This is a genomic window from Paenibacillus sp. FSL R7-0163 (assembly GCF_037969975.1).
Classification (GTDB): domain Bacteria; phylum Bacillota; class Bacilli; order Paenibacillales; family Paenibacillaceae; genus Paenibacillus_AQ; species Paenibacillus_AQ odorifer.
The window spans coordinates 2,093,588-2,112,147 of record NZ_CP150224.1 but is presented as its reverse complement, the minus strand read 5'-3'; the positions used below and the strand labels follow the sequence as shown (position 1 = coordinate 2,112,147).

General features: G+C 44.5%; 20 protein-coding genes. 10 read left to right on the top strand and 10 right to left on the bottom strand.

Features of this window, described 5'->3' with window-relative positions:
• Nucleotides 1-31 precede the first annotated feature (31 nt).
• On the top strand, nucleotides 32-784 hold the full coding sequence (locus NST45_RS09410; protein ID WP_076316955.1) for a YdcF family protein: 753 nt from the start codon (nucleotides 32-34) through the stop codon (nucleotides 782-784).
• Here NST45_RS09410 and ybaK read toward each other — a convergent pair.
• The 5 genes from ybaK to NST45_RS09385 form a co-directional block, all read right to left on the bottom strand.
• A complete protein-coding gene (gene ybaK, locus NST45_RS09405; protein WP_036688304.1) occupies nucleotides 773-1,246 on the bottom strand; it encodes a Cys-tRNA(Pro) deacylase in 474 nt (157 codons plus the stop codon). The genes NST45_RS09410 and ybaK overlap by 12 nt on opposite strands.
• Before the next feature lie 100 nt (nucleotides 1,247-1,346).
• A complete protein-coding gene (locus tag NST45_RS09400; RefSeq protein WP_036688306.1) occupies nucleotides 1,347-1,598 on the bottom strand; it encodes a YolD-like family protein in 252 nt (83 codons plus the stop codon).
• Between the two features lie 85 nt (nucleotides 1,599-1,683).
• Nucleotides 1,684-2,502: a radical SAM protein gene (locus NST45_RS09395; protein WP_076146483.1), complete on the bottom strand. Its 819-nt coding sequence runs from the start codon at nucleotides 2,500-2,502 to the stop codon at nucleotides 1,684-1,686.
• Entirely contained in the window at nucleotides 2,499-3,032 is a 534-nt protein-coding gene (locus tag NST45_RS09390) for a methylated-DNA--[protein]-cysteine S-methyltransferase (protein WP_076316954.1), read from the bottom strand. The genes NST45_RS09395 and NST45_RS09390 overlap by 4 nt, the downstream gene beginning before the upstream one ends.
• Nucleotides 3,022-3,642, bottom strand: a complete 621-nt coding sequence (locus NST45_RS09385) for a bifunctional transcriptional activator/DNA repair enzyme AdaA (protein WP_076106295.1) — start codon at nucleotides 3,640-3,642, stop codon at nucleotides 3,022-3,024. Before NST45_RS09385 ends, NST45_RS09390 begins: the two co-directional genes overlap by 11 nt.
• Nucleotides 3,643-3,855: 213 nt before the next feature.
• Between NST45_RS09385 and NST45_RS09380 the strand changes: the two genes are divergently transcribed.
• On the top strand, nucleotides 3,856-4,398 hold the full coding sequence (locus NST45_RS09380; protein WP_076316953.1) for a MerR family transcriptional regulator: 543 nt from the start codon (nucleotides 3,856-3,858) through the stop codon (nucleotides 4,396-4,398).
• 148 nt (nucleotides 4,399-4,546) lie between these two features.
• On the opposite strand, the gene aspA is transcribed toward NST45_RS09380, so the two are convergent.
• Both aspA and NST45_RS09370 read right to left on the bottom strand, forming a co-directional pair.
• Nucleotides 4,547-5,977, bottom strand: coding sequence for an aspartate ammonia-lyase (aspA, locus tag NST45_RS09375; RefSeq protein ID WP_094903409.1), 1,431 nt, complete (start codon nucleotides 5,975-5,977; stop codon nucleotides 4,547-4,549).
• Nucleotides 5,978-6,371: 394 nt separating this feature from the next.
• On the bottom strand, nucleotides 6,372-8,048 hold the full coding sequence (locus NST45_RS09370; RefSeq protein WP_076141883.1) for a hypothetical protein: 1,677 nt from the start codon (nucleotides 8,046-8,048) through the stop codon (nucleotides 6,372-6,374).
• Between the two features lie 229 nt (nucleotides 8,049-8,277).
• Between NST45_RS09370 and kduI the strand changes: the two genes are divergently transcribed.
• Genes kduI through kduD form a run of 3 tightly spaced genes read left to right on the top strand, consistent with a single transcriptional unit; the run spans nucleotide 8,278 to nucleotide 10,700 of the window.
• Nucleotides 8,278-9,111 carry a 5-dehydro-4-deoxy-D-glucuronate isomerase gene (kduI, locus tag NST45_RS09365; RefSeq protein ID WP_036688322.1) on the top strand — a complete coding sequence of 278 codons (834 nt, stop codon included), beginning with the start codon at nucleotides 8,278-8,280 and terminating at the stop codon, nucleotides 9,109-9,111.
• 34 nt (nucleotides 9,112-9,145) lie between these two features.
• Nucleotides 9,146-9,901, top strand: a complete 756-nt coding sequence (locus NST45_RS09360) for a DeoR/GlpR family DNA-binding transcription regulator (protein WP_036688324.1) — start codon at nucleotides 9,146-9,148, stop codon at nucleotides 9,899-9,901.
• A gap of 43 nt (nucleotides 9,902-9,944) precedes the next feature.
• The gene (gene kduD / locus NST45_RS09355) at nucleotides 9,945-10,700 is read left to right on the top strand and encodes a 2-dehydro-3-deoxy-D-gluconate 5-dehydrogenase KduD (protein ID WP_036688326.1); all 756 of its coding nucleotides are present in this window, start codon (nucleotides 9,945-9,947) and stop codon (nucleotides 10,698-10,700) included.
• A gap of 427 nt (nucleotides 10,701-11,127) precedes the next feature.
• Here kduD and NST45_RS09350 read toward each other — a convergent pair whose 3' ends face one another.
• Together NST45_RS09350 and NST45_RS09345 are read right to left on the bottom strand one after the other, a co-directional pair.
• A complete protein-coding gene (locus NST45_RS09350; protein WP_076141882.1) occupies nucleotides 11,128-11,568 on the bottom strand; it encodes a hypothetical protein in 441 nt (146 codons plus the stop codon).
• A gap of 2 nt (nucleotides 11,569-11,570) precedes the next feature.
• Complete coding sequence (locus NST45_RS09345) at nucleotides 11,571-12,095, bottom strand: hypothetical protein (protein WP_076141881.1); 525 nt, start codon at nucleotides 12,093-12,095, stop codon at nucleotides 11,571-11,573.
• Nucleotides 12,096-12,237: 142 nt separating this feature from the next.
• On the opposite strand from NST45_RS09345, the gene NST45_RS09340 reads away from it, so the two are divergent.
• Nucleotides 12,238-12,888, top strand: a complete 651-nt coding sequence (locus NST45_RS09340) for an NUDIX domain-containing protein (protein ID WP_076141880.1) — start codon at nucleotides 12,238-12,240, stop codon at nucleotides 12,886-12,888.
• The gene (locus NST45_RS09335) at nucleotides 12,885-13,430 is read left to right on the top strand and encodes a GNAT family N-acetyltransferase (RefSeq protein WP_076141879.1); all 546 of its coding nucleotides are present in this window, start codon (nucleotides 12,885-12,887) and stop codon (nucleotides 13,428-13,430) included. The genes NST45_RS09340 and NST45_RS09335 overlap by 4 nt, the downstream gene beginning before the upstream one ends.
• Before the next feature lie 49 nt (nucleotides 13,431-13,479).
• Here NST45_RS09335 and NST45_RS09330 read toward each other — a convergent pair whose 3' ends face one another.
• Nucleotides 13,480-15,555: a beta-galactosidase gene (locus NST45_RS09330; RefSeq protein WP_339825414.1), complete on the bottom strand. Its 2,076-nt coding sequence runs from the start codon at nucleotides 15,553-15,555 to the stop codon at nucleotides 13,480-13,482.
• A gap of 155 nt (nucleotides 15,556-15,710) precedes the next feature.
• Between NST45_RS09330 and NST45_RS09325 the strand changes: the two genes are divergently transcribed.
• The 3 genes from NST45_RS09325 to NST45_RS09315 are packed head-to-tail and all read left to right on the top strand — an operon-like array spanning nucleotide 15,711 to nucleotide 18,480.
• On the top strand, nucleotides 15,711-16,616 hold the full coding sequence (locus NST45_RS09325) for an AraC family transcriptional regulator (protein ID WP_256719496.1): 906 nt from the start codon (nucleotides 15,711-15,713) through the stop codon (nucleotides 16,614-16,616).
• Nucleotides 16,617-16,669: 53 nt separating this feature from the next.
• Nucleotides 16,670-17,473 (top strand): glycoside hydrolase family 43 protein, encoded by an 804-nt coding sequence (locus tag NST45_RS09320; protein WP_155288144.1) that lies wholly within the window; start codon nucleotides 16,670-16,672, stop codon nucleotides 17,471-17,473.
• 20 nt (nucleotides 17,474-17,493) lie between these two features.
• Nucleotides 17,494-18,480, top strand: coding sequence for a phosphotransferase (locus NST45_RS09315; RefSeq protein ID WP_038571862.1), 987 nt, complete (start codon nucleotides 17,494-17,496; stop codon nucleotides 18,478-18,480).
• The last annotated feature ends 80 nt before the right edge of the window (nucleotides 18,481-18,560 follow it).

The window sequence follows — 18,560 nt, the reverse complement described above, 5'->3', positions numbered from 1 at the left end:
AACTTATATTTTTAGAAGGCGGTTGATACTGTTGATTTACATCATCAAATTTGTATACAGCTTTGTGCTTCCTCCCGGTCTGTTTATCGTGCTTCTGCTAGGTCTAGTCATTTGGTTATGGAAAAAAAACCGCCGGCCAGCACTAGTTCTACTCGGGGTTACACTATTAATGTATTTCTCCATGACACCCTTAGTCAGCGATGCGCTGATCGGCAGTCTAGAACGGAAATATCCGCAGCCGGATACTTTGCAAGGAGATGTCATCGTCGTACTCGGCGGGGGCGCCAGCTCTGGCACACCGGATATAGATGGCGAGGGCAATTTATACGGATCAGCAGCAAATCGCCTGCTTACTGCTGTTCGCCTCCATCGGCAGACAGGTCTGCCAATCTTATTTTCTGGCGGACAAGTATTCTCCGACAGTGGTAATGAAGCGGATATCGCGCAAAGACAACTACTGGGTCTCGGCATACCCGAAGAGGATATCCTGATCGAGAATCAATCCCTCAACACGGAGCAAAACGCTATAAATACCGCAGCCATCCTGCAACAAACCGGACTTAAAAAGCCTATACTAGTTACTTCAGGTTTTCATATGTCCCGTGCGATGTTGCACTTTAAGAATGCGGGGCTAACAGCGCAAGCCTATCCTACGGATTATATCGCCAGCGCTGATATTGCACTGCAGCCCGCCAAGTTCAGTCCCTCCCCAGGAGCGATCTCCACAACAGGGTTAGCATTGAAGGAATATTTAGGCCAGCTTGCTGCTCGGCTATTTGATTAGTTCTGTAAACTTCGCATGCACAACCTCAGCGAGTAACTGTGGGGCTACGTCCATTTGCTGGCCAATCTTCCCAGCGCTGACAGCCATCGTGTCCAGCCCTTCTGCACTGCTGTCAATGAACGTGGGGTACAGCTTTTTCATTCCAACAGGTGAACAACCACCGCGGATATAGCCTGTCCATTTCTGCAGATCCTTCACTGGCAGCATCTCAATTTTTTTCTCTCCGGCGGCTTTGGCCGCCTTTTTGAGATCCAGCTCTTCGGCAACCGGGATAACAAATACATAAAGATTCGCACCGCTATGAGCGACCAACGTTTTAAAAACCGTCTCTGCCGCCTTTCCAATCTTCTCAGCCACAGCCGTGCCATGGATGAGTCCATCTTCATTGTCATAAGCGAACACTTTATAGCCGATTTTTTTGGCATCCAGCATTCGCATTGCGTTGGTTTTGGTTACTTGCATTGTTGACCTACCTTTCAATATCCTCTATTCGTTAACTTTATGATCAAAGAGGCCCCAAAGCTAATATAGCTTTCAGGACCTCCTGTTGCTGCCGTGCCCATTAATCTCTGGGATAATTAACCTGCATGATATCCATAAAAGGAACTTTTATGATTTCTTCATGATTACTGAGGTGTACTTTCCCGGTTCGCGAATCCATTTCCACGATCATGCCGCGTACCTCTTCTTCTTTTCCCCATACGGTCAATAAAATCTCAGAACCTTCTTGCTTAGCTTCAACTAACTGATTACCTAACTCCTCAAGCACAAATTCATCTCTTGTGGGCCGCTTGGCCACCTTTGCTTTTGCCACACTAATCCTCCAATAAGCTATTACGGATATTAAGTATATTAAATACTAAGTATGAATGCTCTCATTTATTATACCATGTTTCAGATTAAGGCTCGAACCCCTTCTGGCTCAAGAATAGCTCCTCTTCGGAAAAAACTTGCTGAAGTCCTTCATACACTCTGCGATATGCTGCAGGATCATACCAATCTTCCAGTTGCAGCTCTTCATATAGGGAATAAATCCCTAATCTCCGTGTGCGTTTGCCGCCGCTGCCGTCGCCCATAAAATAGTCATCCACACAGACTCTATCCACCAAAGCCCTTAAGGTCGCTGGAAAAGCTGGACTGCTTGGCAGTACTGGCGCTATAGTAGCTTGAACAGGGATGCCAGCTTCACGTAGAAGCTGTAACGTCTTCAGTCTTGCCGCAATGGGTGGAGCGCTTGGTGTGAATTTTTGCCGAATATCTTCACGGTCTGTTTCTACAGTTATACTTACTCGAACCTTATCCTCTAAACGTAATAATAAATCTATATCTCTGCGAACCAGCGGACTACGGGTCTGCACGAATAGGAAATCGGGCGGGTCTTGTACCATAACCTCCAGTAAAGATCTCGTCACCTGTTCCTTGTGCTCTACCGGTTGATAGGGATCTGTGCTTGACGACATAAAAATAGAGACGGGACCTTTCGCCTTCGCTTTGTGCAGTTCTTTTTGTAAAATCACAGCCGCTTCTTGTTTAACATCTACCCACGTCCCCCACTCCTCTTTGCGGAACAGCGAGACAGGCATCTGGCGCACATAACAATAGGAACAGCCGTAAGTGCAGCCCGTATATGGATTTAAGGAATGACTGTAGCCTGACAGATAACCTGTTCCTTTATTCAGCAAGGTTTTTGGGGAGGTGTAATTGGACTCTATTTTCATATATCTGCTGTATACTCTCCTCTCTCCAACTGAAGTAGTTTGGTCTTCATATCCAAACCACCCCGGTATCCTGTTAATGTCCCATTCTTACCAATAACCCGGTGGCAGGGCACCGTAATCAGAATCGGATTCGCACCAATGGCAGTCCCTACCGCGCGCACCGCAGCTGGTTTTTGTATATGTGTGGCAATATCCGAATAGGACCAGGTTTGCCCATATGGAATTTCACATAACGCCTTCCATACCGCAAGCTGAAAAGGAGTACCCTGATAATCAAAAGGAATGCCGAAGCTCTGCCGGTTCCCTTGCAAATATTCACTAAGCTCCCTCACATAAGGCGCCATCTTCTCATCGTCCTGCACCAGTTCACTCCCCGGAAAACGACGTCTAACCCATTCACTTAATTCCTCAAAGGGTTGCTGCTGCGAACCCACATAACTTAACCCATTCTCTGTGGCAGCAATATAAAAACTCCAGTCCTTATCGGTTAATAATGTCCAGTATAGAATAGCATTTGTTTTATTCTCCATGATTCGGTCCCTCCAAAATAAAATCAGAAGCCAACGTTACTTTCTGTTTGTTAAGCTGACGAAACTGTGTAGGCGTATACCCCGTTTTTTTCTTATATAAAGTAATAAAATATGACGTATTGGGCAGACCCACGCGTAATGCAATCTCAGCAACTGCCTGCTCTGTAGTAAGCAAATACTCAGATGCCTTAGCGATTCTCTTTTGCTGTATATAATCCACAGGAGTGATTCCCTTTACTTTCTTAAAGGTTCGATGTAAATGATAAGGACTGCCATGACATACCTCAGCTAACGTTTCAAGGGTGAGGGGGGCCATATAATTATGATCAATGTATTCAGTCATCAAAGCTACCCATTCCTTATCAGGAAGACGCTCACCTGTCGGTTTACATCTTTTACAAGGACGAAATCCGGCTGCCAGCGCTTGTTCAGCATTCTGAAAAATACACGCATTCTCCCGATTGGGTGCTTTGGATTTGCAGGAGGGTCGACAAAAAATTCCTGTAGTCTTCACCGCATAAAAAAATATGTCGTTATAAGCAACATCGTTTTGCAAAATAGCCTGCCATTGCTCCTCAGTCATTTGTTCCTCATCTTCAATCCTGTTCATCGCCTTCACCTCTAATGCAATTATACCCCTGAGCAGGCTCATCTGTACTCAATTTGGAATGGAAAAGCAAGATAGTGAAATTCAAAAGAGTGAGATTGCTCGTAATTACACTTTGTTTAGCGAATACGCACTACCTTTGTCAACCGTGCAGGGAGCCGCTGCTGGACAACGAATATTACTCATAACATGACTACGTGAACTGGAGGAATCGAAATGGATATTCTAAAAACAAAAGATGCCGCAGAGCTGATGTCAGTTAGTATAACCACAATTAAACGTTGGGCTGCCATGTTCCCTGATTTTTTTCCAAAAGACCGATTTGGCCATTATGTGTTCTCAGAGCAGCAAATCGGCCTGCTCAATCATATTAAAGACCGTATTAATCACGGAGAAGCCTTGGAATGTATACAACTCACACTCACGAATGAGCAGCAAATTTCCACATCACAACAGGAAAATCCACTACAGCACACAGATGCTGAGCCTATGAAGGATATCTTGTCTCGCATCAACAATGTTGAACGTGCACTCGATCAAAAAGCCGACGAAGTAGTATTGATACAACTGCTACAGCAGCGTGAGGAGCTTGAGGATCTACGAATAATGATCAAGCAAATAGCGGCATCCATAGAACCGTTGCAAGTGTCTAACGGCAAACCGCTCACCTCTTATGAAAATTCCCAGTCCACTGCCACTACCAGGCTAACGGCTCCGCCAAGAAAACGCGGTCTATTACGTTCTTTATTTTTCTTTTAAGCCTGAAATGTAAAAAAAAGAACCTACTTCAGACAATCGCGAAGTAGATTCATATAAGTATAAACATATTTAGGATCTCCCCCTGTCACCCTAAACGGTGGCGGGGGTTTGCTTTTTCCTAGCAAAAAGCTCGATCCTCCGGAACATTCTACTCTTTATGCAATAAAGCTGCTCCTGCAATTCCCGGATGTGTCATTTCGTAAGGGTCCAGAATCAGATTAAGCTCTTCTTCGGTTAGTACATTATATTTAATGCACAATTCCCGTACAGATTCCCCAGTCAAAATCGCCTCTCTAGCGATCCGCGATACCACTTCATACCCCAGATGCGGGTTCACAGCCGTAATGATTCCGACACTCCGCTCCACATCCCGCTCAAGCTTTTCCTTATTGGCTTCAATCCCAGCCAGACAGAAGTCTGTGAAGACTTGGAAGGAATTGTTCATGATGCTGATGGACTGAATGAGATTGAACACAAGCACAGGCTCCATAACATTCAGCTCCAGTTGACCCGCTTGGGAAGCCAGACAGATCGTATGATCGTTCCCTATGACTTGAAAAGCCACCTGATTGATGACCTCTGCCATAACCGGGTTAACTTTACCCGGCATAATTGAAGATCCAGGCTGGCGTGCAGGCAATGAAATCTCATTAAACCCAGTACGCGGACCGGAGGCCATCAATCGCAGATCATTAGCGATCTTGGACATGTTCATCATGCATACTTTTAGGGCAGCAGACACTTCTGTATAGGCGTCTGTATTTTGGGTGGCATCGACGAGATGATCTGCCGTTACGAGTGGCAATTCACTGATCTCAGCTAAGTGCTCTACCACCAATTCAATATAACGAGGATCAGCATTTAATCCTGTACCTACTGCTGTTGCCCCCATATTGACTTCATACAGATGATGGCGTGTATGTTCAATACGTTTGATATCTCTTTCCAGCACTCTGCGATAAGCCTCGAATTCTTGACCCAGACGAATCGGCACTGCATCTTGAAGATGTGTCCGACCCATTTTTATCACAGGATCGAATTCATCCGCTTTTACCGCAAACACATCATGCATTCTGTGCATCGTTACAAGCAGCTGCTCCAGCAGTGAAAGTGTGGCAATATGAATTGCCGTCGGGAACGCATCATTTGTAGACTGCGCCATATTTACATGTGAATTGGGGCTTAAGTGACGATAGTCTCCTTTTTCATGGCCAAGCAGTTCTAAAGCACGGTTAGCAATAACCTCATTCGCATTCATATTTAACGAGGTACCCGCACCACCCTGAATAGGATCTACAATAAATTGCTCATGCCATTGACCCTCGATGATTTCTTCTGCTGCTTTCACTACAACCTCTCCAAGCCCTCGATAGAGACGGCCAACTTCCATATTTGCAAGCGCAGCGGCTTTTTTTACAATCCCCATCGCTTTGATTAACTCTTTGTGAACCCGATAGCCCGTAATAGGAAAGTTCTCGACTGCGCGTAGTGTCTGAATCCCATAATAAGCGTTCTTATCTACCTGTTTACTGCCTAGAAAGTCATTTTCTACACGAAATTCAGTTTCAATCACTGTTATATCCCTCGCATTCATTATGATTAGGTTTATTAGAAAATAAGTAAGCGCAATCATTTCTATCTCACTTAGATATTAACCTTTATTGTGACAAATGTCTCTCAGAAAAATAGGGTTTAATGTAATTAATTACTATTTAGTAACCTAACACCGCTATTCTAAAGGGAAATGTGCTTAGGGAGGATTGAATTACCAAATCGTTAGGTCTAGTTTATCCAGATAAATTGTCGCTCACCCCAATTATAAGTATTTTGGACAAAATCACGTTTACGGATACTTAGGTATCTATTGCGGGCTGTGCAATGGGGCATCACATCCTTTCATGTACCTCCTTATTAAAGAAGCCGGCCAAAAAGGCCGACTTGGATTACTATTTATCACAGCAATTGTGTATTTTTTATACTGAATAATGATCTAATGAGATCTGGATTCCATTAAGCTGAGCTTGCGGTAATTCTGACTCCCTACTAATACTCAGAACTAAGCTTTCACCATCCATGTTGGTATAATTCGCTGCTAATCCCTCTCCCACTTCGAAATTCCTTTCTTTATGAGCCATAGCTGCGGCAAAAGCCTCTAAACCAATAATACCACATTCAGCCGCTTTCTTAATGCCCAATGCTTCAACGATCACACCACCCGGCATCCCTGCGACTGATACCTCTATGAATCTGGACCGTTCCTGCAGCTGATAAGAGTGAGATAAATAAATAACAACATACGTCTCACCAACCTGCCCGTACAATGTGTTAGGCTCTTGTTTCCATTCCCCTTGGGGAAGTACACCGATGATCGTATTCTTTTCACCCTGGGGGATTGGGAATAGAGAAATGATGACATTCTTGTGATAGAGAACCTCCATATAACGGCTTTGATGGCGGGGATCTCCCTCATTGTAGCCTTGTCCCGGGTGGAAGAAATACAGCTGATTTGCGCCTCCCTCTCCACTCACAGGTAACGAAAAAGCCCAGCGAAGCTGCTCATTATCGAATTCCTCAACCCGCTCCCACATCCCGCCTGCTGCAAACTCTTCTGTAATATAAGCATAGGAATGAAGCAAAGGCTGCGGCTGTGGATCCGTTGGGACAACCTTCTGAGTAATCTTCCTTACTTCCACTGGTGACTGGTGATTCATGGCTGCGGCTAATATTTCATCGGATGCTTGATAGAATAATAAACCGGCATACTCCGTGCGCGGCATCATCTCAGGCAGCTGGAAATCTCCAAACTGAACATAATCATGAAGCACATTAGCATCGCCGGGAACATCATGCGGCCAGCCTCTAGAATGCGCACCAACCCAAGCGCCACGCAGATAGAATTCAGCTCGTACATTCCATAAATGGTCAAGCATTTCTTTAAGGCTTGTAGTAAGCTCCGTATCCTCAGGCGGGACAAGTTCCAACGCACAGGTGAATGCCTGCACCCAATGCCAAAACCACGGAAGACTGCCGTATTCCGGCATCCCTTTAGTACGAATATAAGCCAGTGTATCCTTCAGACTCTGCCGGCCATCCTCAAGCAATATTTCATCCGCAAACATGGTGCCAAAAATCAGCTTAGCAGCTGTATATTTAGCTTCATGATGCCCAAAAGTAACCACCGGCTTACGGTAGAAATCACTGCGATAAATATGTCCAAACGCTGTATTCAGAACTATGCGAAGTTGAGCGTTTAATGCTCCTCCGTATCTTTTGCAAAAATACGCCAGCAGGTTGCCCATAAGCTCCACTGGTAACTCATGCGGTGACGCATCTCGCGGCACTGGATTTAATCCGAGTGGCCAATGGCCGTATAACTCCGTGCCAGGCTGCCGGTTCTGAAGCATTAAGATCTCCAGCAGCACATCCTGTGCTTTCTGTTTCGCTTGCTCACGATCAAAAGGCAGCTCAAAAGAATCATCAACAGCCGCTGCAAAAAGATACGAAGCATAATAAAAGTTATTTCGCACATCATCATGGAACCAGAGTCCACTTTCCAATAAAGAGCGTTGCTCCGCTTCCAGTGCTATATTAAAAATAATTTCTTTCTGACGTTCCTTATAAGTACTCTGGATATTTTTCAACCCCGGCATTACTTTTCAACCTCCATCATTTCAGTTTTATATCATCTTCCGGCATTCATGAAAATCGAGCATAATAGCTCTATTGTGCACACTTTCCGTTCATTTTGCAATTGGAAAAACCAATAAATAAACATAAATAAACGAAATAAAAAAGATTAGTACTTGTAAAATGAACATAAATGTACTAAAGTGTACCTATACGAACGATAATATGTACACAAAGGAGATTGAACATTCAATGGAAAGACGTTTCGCATCCCATCCTAATGAAGTAAAACAATTTGACACTGAGCGCCTCCGTAAGGAATTCCACATTCCCGTTATTTTTGCACCTGATGAGCTAAAGCTTGTCCTAACTCATGAAGATCGTATGATCGTTGGTGGAGCTAATCCTGTAAAAGAAGAGGTTGCGCTAACTACTGACCTTAAAGAACTTGGGGTTACTTATTTCTTGGAACGCCGTGAACTGGGCATCATCAATGTCGGTGGTAAAGGCTCCGTGGTTGTAGATGGCACAGAATATGAAGTAGATTTCAAAGAATGTCTTTATGTAGGTCAAGGCTCTAAAGATGTAGTCTTCAAAAGTGCAGACGCTTCCAAGCCTGCTAAATTCTATTTGAATTCTGCTCCAGCTCATCAGTCCTACCCTACTACCAAAACCACACTGGCCGATTCTGAATCCGGTGCGATGGGTGGTCTGGAGAACTCTAACGAGCGGACAATCCACCGCTTCATTCACACAAATGGTGTGCAAAGTGCCCAACTGGTTATGGGTATGACCCAACTGAAACCAGGCAGCATGTGGAACACAATGCCAGCACATACCCATCCACGCCGGATGGAAGCCTATTTCTATTTTGATCTTCCGGACGATTCCGTTGTATTCCACTTGATGGGAGAACCTGATGAAACCCGCCATATCGTAATGCATAACGAACAAGCGGTTATTTCTCCAAGCTGGTCCATCCACAGTGGTGTCGGCACTCATAACTATACTTTTATCTGGAGTATGGCTGGCGATAATAAAAGATATGATGATATGGACCCCGTATCCATGAAAGAATTACAATAGAGATAAATCAACTACGGAAAGATGAGGCAGGCGGATGAACCCGATACGACGACACGAGATGATTATGGAAGTTATGCTGAACCAAAAAGATGTAACGGTGAATGAACTGAGCGATAAGCTTCAGGTTACTGGAAAAACAATACGCGAGGATTTAAGCAGGCTGGAGGAACAAGGGCTGATCGTACGTGTACATGGCGGAGCTGTGCTGGCACAAAGCGACCAGTTTGGTATTTTGCCCTCCAAAGACCCGCTGGATAAATACTCTGACGAAAAGACGGAGATTGCCTTGCGTGCGCTTGCTCATATTGAACCGGACGATATTATCGCTCTTGACGGCGGTAGCACTACGCTTGAAATTGCTCGGCGTCTGGACAATATGCCACTAACGGTAGTCACCAATGATGTATACATCATCAGCGAACTGGTTCCCAAAGATAACATCCGTCTGGTCGTTCCCGGTGGTTATCGTGTCCGTAATATGTTGGCTGGTCCTGAAGCCGTCTCCTATGTACAAAAGCTTAATATTCAAAAAGCATTCCTTTCATCGACTGCTATTCATATAGAGCATGGACTCTCCATTTATACCGGAGATTTAATTGAGTTCAAGCAAGCCCTTGTATCTACAGCCCGTAAGGTATTCGCGGTTGTAGATCATCATAAATTCGGCCATACTGCACTGCGTACCTTCGCTTCCCTACAAGAAGTTGACGTGATCCTGACGGACAATGGGCTCTCCCCCGAAACGGCAGAACAGTTCCGCAGTGCAGGCGTTACAATTGAATGCGGGTAAACCCGGAATAACAATCCATTTACAATAAAGGGGCGTAATTTATATGTCATCATTATTCAGCTTGGCAGGTAAAACAGCTATTGTAACAGGCGCAGCTCAAGGTCTTGGACAAGGAATCGCGCTTGCATTTGCAGAAGCCGGTGCAGATGTTGCATCAGTCTCCCTTAATTCGAGTGAAGAAACTGTAAATGCAGCAAAAGCTTTTGGAGTAAAAGCAGTTAGTATCGAATCTGACTTAAGTGATCATAGCAAGCTGCAAAGCACTTTTGACCAAGCGCTAGAGCTGACCGGACATGTTGACATTCTCGTAAACTGCGCCGGAATGATCCGCCGTGCACCGGCAAAAGATCATAGTGAAAAAGACTGGTTTGATGTAATCAATTTGAACCTGAACACAGTGTTCCTTCTGTCGCAAATTGCAGGCCGCCACTTCCTGGAAAGAGGATCCGGCAAAATCATTAACATCGCCTCCATGCTCTCCTATCAAGGCGGAATCAATGTCCCTGGTTACACTGCGAGTAAACACGGGGTTGCTGGTCTTACTAAAGCTTTTGCAAATGAATGGGCAGGCTCCGGTCTGAACATCAATGCAATTGCACCAGGTTATATGGCTACTGAAAATACCGCACCAATCCGTGCCGACCAAAGTCGTTCGGACTCTATCTTAGACCGTATCCCTGCAGCACGTTGGGGAACGCCTGATGATGTTAAAGGTCCTGCCGTATTCTTGGCTTCCGCAGCATCTGACTACTTGAACGGTCACGTTCTTAATGTGGATGGCGGATGGATGGCTAGATAATCCATACAAAAATGGGTGTCCCATAGGGGCACCCATTTTTTTTGACTCAGCTGACCCATCTACATACGCAGTAGCTTAAAGGATTCAACTAACCGATCTGCACACGCAGCAGCTAAAGGACTCAGCTGACCGATCTGCACATGCAGCAGCTAGAGGACACAGTTGACCGATCTCCATACGCAGCAGCTAAAAGACTCAACTGAGCGATCTGCACATGCAGCACCTAAAGGACTCAGCTGACCTTATACACCGTTTTATCCGCTATTTGGATCATAGCCGCTATTGGCGCAAAAAACACCAATTATAAGCTCTTTCATGACCATTAGCGACGCTGGAGTCCGAAAACCTGCTCAAAAGGCGGTAAATTCGCAAATAGGGGCATCTGGGTCCGAAAATCACAGTACCAGTGGTGGTTGATCCTTCTGCGTCATTTAAATAAGCTTGCAATGGAATTCACATCAAAATCACTAGTCATTCTAAAGTTTCCCGAACTGTATTTGTCCTTCTTATCAAGATCCGTCACATACAGGAAGTTAGTATCCGTAAGATTCATGCCAAACCTCAAGCTGTTATTCACAATAATACTTATCCAGTAGGTCTCCGTAGATTTGTCCAAAGCACTACTTCTTCTCAATTTTACATCTGAAAAAGCATAAATGATCTTTTCAATTTCCTTCGGATCTTCAATCACTACCTTTTCATCCACTGAGTATTTCTCAATCTCGATAGAGGTGATTTCTGTTTCGTCGATTTGATCCAACACTAAATTCTCAAATGAATTATAACTATGGTAGAGATTAATGATTACTGGGATTTCGATCAATAAAAAAATAAGTACGAGAAATATATAACGTTTCTTCATATTCATAATTATGAACTCCCTAGTTCTACAAACTCCTCTGGATGAGTGCGAATATATTCGCCAATTATTCTATGCGTATTTGGTGTCAGGTTCTTATATCGTTCGAATAACCCAGTAATTACTTCTAACAGCTGAGGGTCTCGATCCAAATCCGTGATGGCAGCATCCGCCCACTCTTTACCCAGTCGATGATTTCTTTCCTCGAGAAATGTCTTTGTTTCCTGAAGCAAAAGAATCATGGGTGATTCGTCAAAAAATCGTATGCCTCCTATCACCCCTGTCCAATACCCTGGCAGGTCTTGCATGTAGGAAATCCAAGCATAATATTCTCCTTCGGAATTACAGCTGTGACCATATAGCACTCTGAACATACATAAGGCTTGTTGCCCCTCTGTGAGCTTCGAGATCACTTCTGATTTGGTCGATGGCGATTTTCCGCGAATCAGCTGAAAGGTAGGCTCCATACAGGCCCATCCTAACCTTTCATCACTTAAAGTGTCCAAGTCTTCCCGCTTCATGGCTACTAAATTCATTTAACTCCTCCTTTGATTAACATCCAAAAATATACATATATTTCTTAACGATGTCAATAAAAATCACTTGGGGACATTAAGCAATTCGATCGTTTTTATGATAGGCTTTAAGCAGTAGATATTTTCACAAAGGAGCTTTTCTATGCATAATGAGATACTTACTATATTTGATGAAGCGGGTCACCGAATCGGTACAGCTCCACGGGCAGAAGTACATCGGTTAGGACATTGGCACGAGACCTTCCACTGCTGGTTTATAAGCAAAACCCAAGAAATCCCCTATATTTATTTACAGCTTCGTAGTGAGCAGAAACAAGATTATGCAGGATTGCTGGACATCACGGCCGCTGGACATTTGCTGACACACGAAACGGTAGAGGACGGGATTCGCGAGGTCCAAGAAGAACTCGGTTTGGAGCTAGCTTTTGATGAGCTGATTCCCTTAGATACAATTCCTTACTGTATGATCAAAGAAAATCTTATCGATAAAGAACGAGCGCATGTTTTTGTTTATAACAATCCTTATCCTCTGGACGATTTTAAGCTGCAAGAAGAAGAGGTTGCAGGAATAGTTATCACAAAGTTTGCGGACTTCCGAAGCTTTTGGCAGGGAGAAATACATAGTCTACAAATCAATGGTTTCAAAGTCGATTCAAACGGGCAAAAAATCAACATTCAACAGAGAGTGGATCGGACTCATTTTGTGCCTCATGAAGCAGCTTATTTCACTCGGATCATTGAGGGCATCGAAGCAATAATTCTAACATCACCCATCGTCACGGAGGACATATGATCATTAATCCTCAAACATTTACAGTGAATGGAATCCAATATAGCATTAGATCTGCTGCCTCTAAAGACGCTAAAGTGTTATCTGAATTAAGAGTGCGGATCGATGGAGAAACCGAGAATTTAGATCGGGAACCAGGCGAAGCCTTTATTGACGAAAAAGGGTTTGAACAGCTTATTCAAGCCGATTCAGAGAAAAATAATAACCTTTTTCTAGTCGCAGTAGTTGATAATCAAATCGTTGCGTTCTCCAGATGCGAAGGTTATTCCTTAAAAAGATTTGCTCATAAAGTAGAATTTGGAGTATGTGTGCTGCAGGATTATTGGGGATATGGTATTGGAAAAAATCTTCTCGCCGAATCGATTGCCTGGGCTGACACTAACGGTATTCAAAAGATCACCCTAAATGTGCTGGAAACGAACACCAACGCTATTAAGCTATATCAAAAGCTTGGCTTTGAAATCGAAGGGATTTTAAAGAAAGATAAACTTCTATCGGACGGCAAATTGTATAACACCATTATGATGGGAAGAGTTAAGAATTGATTCTATTCAAAAAAAAGGCAGAACCTGAAACTCAGGTCCTGCCTTTTTATTATACTAATGCTTTACGCTTCAACATCGCAAGTCCATTCACCGCTAGATTCAATAGGGCCGGAGCTGAAAGACCTGTTTCCAAGTCTGTGTATTCCGCTCCATCCAGCTCTACCGTTTGCGGACTGCCGCTGAAATTTTGCACAAAAACATAATCACTTTCGCCATCTGTGCGAAGTTGTGCAGTCACACCTGCTGGAAGTTCACTCTCCATCGCACGGGTAATTCCTGCCTTAGATGTGATCGCTGCGTATAGCTCAACATAGAACGAAGTGTCTTTCACACGGGTAGCAAGATGGTACGCATTTCCTTCACCAAAACGATTGACTGTAAGCGCTGGACGGCCCGCATAGAAATCGTTGCGATAATGCCCCAAAGCCTCTGCACCTTCCAAATGAATCAGCTCGGCAATCTCATGCGCATCGTAGTCACCGCTTAGCTTAAGTTTATTACCTGCCTCCATTACTAACCCATTCAGATCACGGCTGTGCAGCCCTTCTGTCTCCTCTGCCCAAATCCCCAGTGTTCTGCGCAGTGGACCAGGGAATCCTCCCAGATGACATAAATCCGTTTCGTTAACTACGCCTGACCAATAGGTTGCGAGGAATGTGCCGCCTTGCTCCACATATTTCTCGATACGCTTTCCATTCTCTTCACTAATCAGATATAACATAGGGGCAACAACCAGCTTGTAAGCAGACAGATCATCTCCAGAGCCTATAATATCAACTGGAATGCCCAGCTCCCAAAGGGCACGATAATGCTGCAGCACCGTCTCCTCATAACGTAATCCGGAATTACGGATGCCTTGCGCATCCTTTATCGCCCAGCGGTTGTCCCAATCGAAAATAATCGCCGTCTGCGCCGGAGTGGACGTACCCACTACTTCCGTCATTCCCGCCAGCGTCTTGCCTACTTCCGCTACATCTTGGAATACTCGAGTCTCGGAGTGGCCACTGTGGTCTACAACTGCACCGTGGAACTTCTCACTTGATCCGCGGCTTTTGCGCCATTGAAAATACTGCACAGAATCCGAACCATGCGCTACCGCTTGCAAGGAAGACAGCTTGTGCATACCAGGACGTTTCAGCTTACTGACCGATTGCCAGTTCGTAAGGGATGGCGTGCTTTCCATCAGCAGGAACGGTTTCTTTTTAAAAGAGCGCATTAAGTCGTAGTGCATCGCCGTCCATGCTGCCAATCTAGTATCATCACCGTCTTCGGTATAATGCCAGTCTGGATAAGCGTCCCATGAGACCACATCCAGGATTTTGGCCAGCTCGCGGTAATCAATGCCATCGATCATATGCATATTCGTCGTGATAGGCAGCTCTGGATTGTAAGGACGAACCGTATTGATCTCGTGCTGGCAGAAATCAATTGTCCGTTCACTAACAAAACGCCGCCAGTCAAGATTCAAGCCGTGTACTTGTGTCTCACCATGTGGAGCTGGGGATTCAATCTGTGACCATGAAGTATAGGTATGGCTCCAAAAAGTAGCCCACCAAGCATGATTCACCTCATCCAAACTGTTATTATATTTCACCTTCAGCCATTCTCTAAAAGCATCCTGGCAGAGCTCACAGTGACACTCCCCACCGAACTCATTCGAAATATGCCACCCGATAATGGCTGGATGCTGGCTGTACCGTTCCGCTAGCTTTGCATTTAGAATTGCAGTTTTCTCACGGTACACTGGTGAGGTATAGCAATGGTTATGACGGAAGCCATGCAAATTGTGAACACGGTTACGCTCCACTCTTAAGACTTCTGGATATTTTTGCGACATCCATGCTGGGCGGGCACCACTTGGCGTTGCCAAGATAGCGTAAATCCCATTCTCTGCAAAAGAATCAAGTACACCATCCAACCATTCGAAAGTGAACACACCCTCTTCTGGTTCAAGAGATACCCACGAGAAAATGCCTACGGACATGACATTGCAGCCCGCCAGCTTCATTAATCGGATATCCTCACGCAATACTTCCGGATATTTAAGCCATTGTTCAGGATTATAATCAGCACCGTGCAGCATGACACCAGCTTTACTGCTTATCGGGGAATGTTTTTTATTCATTGTGTACGATCATCCTCTCAATTCTGCCCATTTATGGAATGGGACTATTCTCTGATGACAGGCTAGAAGCGTAAGCTATCTAATTCAGGAATCATCATTTATACTATTTATAATATAAGAAAAGTCATTTCAATCAGTAGGAATATAGTCTCGAAGTGATAGCACAAAATGAAGATGAGGTGATAAACCTGCTGCCTTTTTCTCTGATTGAATTACCACGCGACTCTGGAACGTTACCCCTATCCCCCTACTCTGTAGGTCGTCATATCCAATTCCATCATGTGCGCCCAGCAGGATTTCCTGTGTATCAAATCTTTTTGATCCGGACCGGAACCGGTTTATTTCGTGATCTGGAAAATGGCACAGAAATCATACTGGAACCGGGGATGGCTTTTGCCTTCCCACCAGATCGAGGTCATGAATATTATCCTACCTCTCATGAACCGTGGCATGTTGGCTTTATCGGTTTTCAAGGCAGTCAAGCTCAAGGATTGCTGGAAGCGCTTGAACTGCTCCCTTCTGCTCCTTATCGACCGGAGCGTTTTGAACAATGCTGGGAAGAAATCGGCCAAATTTGGCATACGGTGAATTCTCCTGCCTCCAATCGGCAAGACGAGATGTGGATGCAGGAGTTGTCTATCACGCTCTATAGACTGCTCTTAATGCTGCGCCCTGCCAAGAGTTCACAAAGCTCCGCTAATCGTCTAGCCTTCGAGTCTGTCCGAAATGAAGCCCTAACTACAGCCGTCGGGCTGATCAACGAGCATTACACAGAACCGCTTCTGATCTCCAATCTTGCAGCAGCAGTCGGCTACTCCGTGCAGCATTTCCAGCGTTTATTCGTGCAGGAATACGGGGTCACTCCGCATAAGTATTTGCAGAATCTGCGGCTGGAGCGGGCGCTGCAATTAATGACGGAGGATGTGGAGATCCCCGTTCAAGATATTGCGCTTCAGCTGGGCATGGAGACTAATTATTTTATACGTGTCTTCCGAAAAAACTACGGCTGTACACCAGGAGTAATGAAAATACGTTTGCTACTAGGCGAGCAAATGAAGTAACGCTTCCAAGCCTAATGAAGATATTGTAAAATTAAGCAGATGATAGCTTGTGAATTGGGGGCACCACAGATGGCCTAACAGCTTGGAGTGGCACACCTCACGGCTTCGATGTATATATCAGCTCAGATCTTCAGGAATGGTCCGAACCCATTGCTGCCTTTCGTCCAGATCCTAATTTTTGGGCTGATCATCATTTCTGGGCACCAGAGGTTCACCGCTACAACGGAAAATATTATATGTTCGCTTCTTTTAAAAGACATGGGGTTCCACGGGGGACACAAATATTAAGCGCGGAAACACCTGAGGGTCCTTATCTCCCTATCAGCAATCATCCGATTACCCCTGCTTCTTGGGAGTGCCTTGACGGAACGTTATATGTAGATAAAGAAGACAAACCTTGGATGATCTTTTGCCGTGAATGGATTGAAGTGACGGATGGAGAAATGTATGCCGTTCGGCTGAAGGAGGATTTAAGCGCTAGTATTGGTGAACCCGTGCTGCTTTTCCAGGCTTCACAAGCTCCTTGGACGGTAGGTGGCAAAGAAGGGCAGTACGTAACTGACGGTCCTTTTATGCATCAGACTAGCAGTGGTGAGCTGCTTATGTTGTGGTCTAGCAGTGGAGCCGGTGGTTATGCCATGGGTTTAGCCCGATCCATCAGCGGTGACATTAGTGGACCTTGGCAACATGATCCTGAGCCTCTTTATGCCAAAGATGGCGGACCTGGGATGTTGTTTCGTGATTTGACGGGCAGACTTATGCTGGCTATTCATGCCCCAAATCTCAACCCACAAGAACGGCCGCTGCTTATTGAGATCCAGGAAAGCTCCAGAACGATTTCGATAAAATCATTGTAATGTAGAACGGAGTAGAACCCTTGGAACAAAAGATTAAGTCCTTATTTAATGACCAGATTGTAAGTGCCGCCTGTACGAAATATGGTATCCCCATAGATGAGCTAACGTTCATTGGCGGATTTCAAAATTTTGTTTATGAATACCAACTTAGTAACCATCAATATATTCTAAGATTTACTCATAGCTCGCTACGTAGTAAGGATTTGTTGGCGGCTGAACTTGAATGGATTCTATACATAGCAGATCATGGCGTTTCAGTATCAAGACCCGTATGTTCTCTTCAGGGTAATTTAGTTGAGCAAATAGAGATCGGTGATTCGTGCTTTAGGGTATCTTCCTTTGAAAAAGCACAAGGGAAACGAATAGGTTACCCAGACTGCCTGAAAGATGTAGAGCTCTATGAGCAGTGTGGCATGATCACTGGACAAATGCACAGATTAGCAAAATCTTATAAACCACACACCAAAAGACATGCGTGGCATCAGAACTACTACCTGCAGAATGTAACCAGGTTTATTCCTTCATCCCAAAGTGGCGTTTTAGAAAGCTGTAAGGCGCTTATGGATCGGCTAAAGCATCTCGACGCTGATATAAATACCTATGGTCTCATCCATGGGGATATCAATGTAGGCAACTTTTTGGTCGACAATGGTAAGCTGACCTTGTTTGATTTTGATGAAGCTCAGTACAGCTGGTTTGTAGAAGATATCGCCATTCAACTGTATTATCTAGTCTACGTTTACGGGGATGATAGTATGGAGGACAGGCAGCTTCAATGTCAGCGTTTTATGGAGCACTTTCTAAAAGGCTACGTTAAAGAGAACAGTATTTCAGAAAATGAGCTGAAGCTAATTCCTCTTTTTCTTCGATTAAGAGAGATTATTGTTTATACAGGGATGTACCGGAGTTTTGATATGTCTAACCTAGATGATTGGACCAAAGATTATTTAACGCAGAGTAAGGCGAGAATTGAGAATGGTATTTCCATCATTGAGTCTTATTTCTGAACAAACATCCAAAGCGTTTCATATGATGTGTCTCTCTTACAAAACCCACAGCTATCACTGTGGGTTTTGTGTTCTCTAAA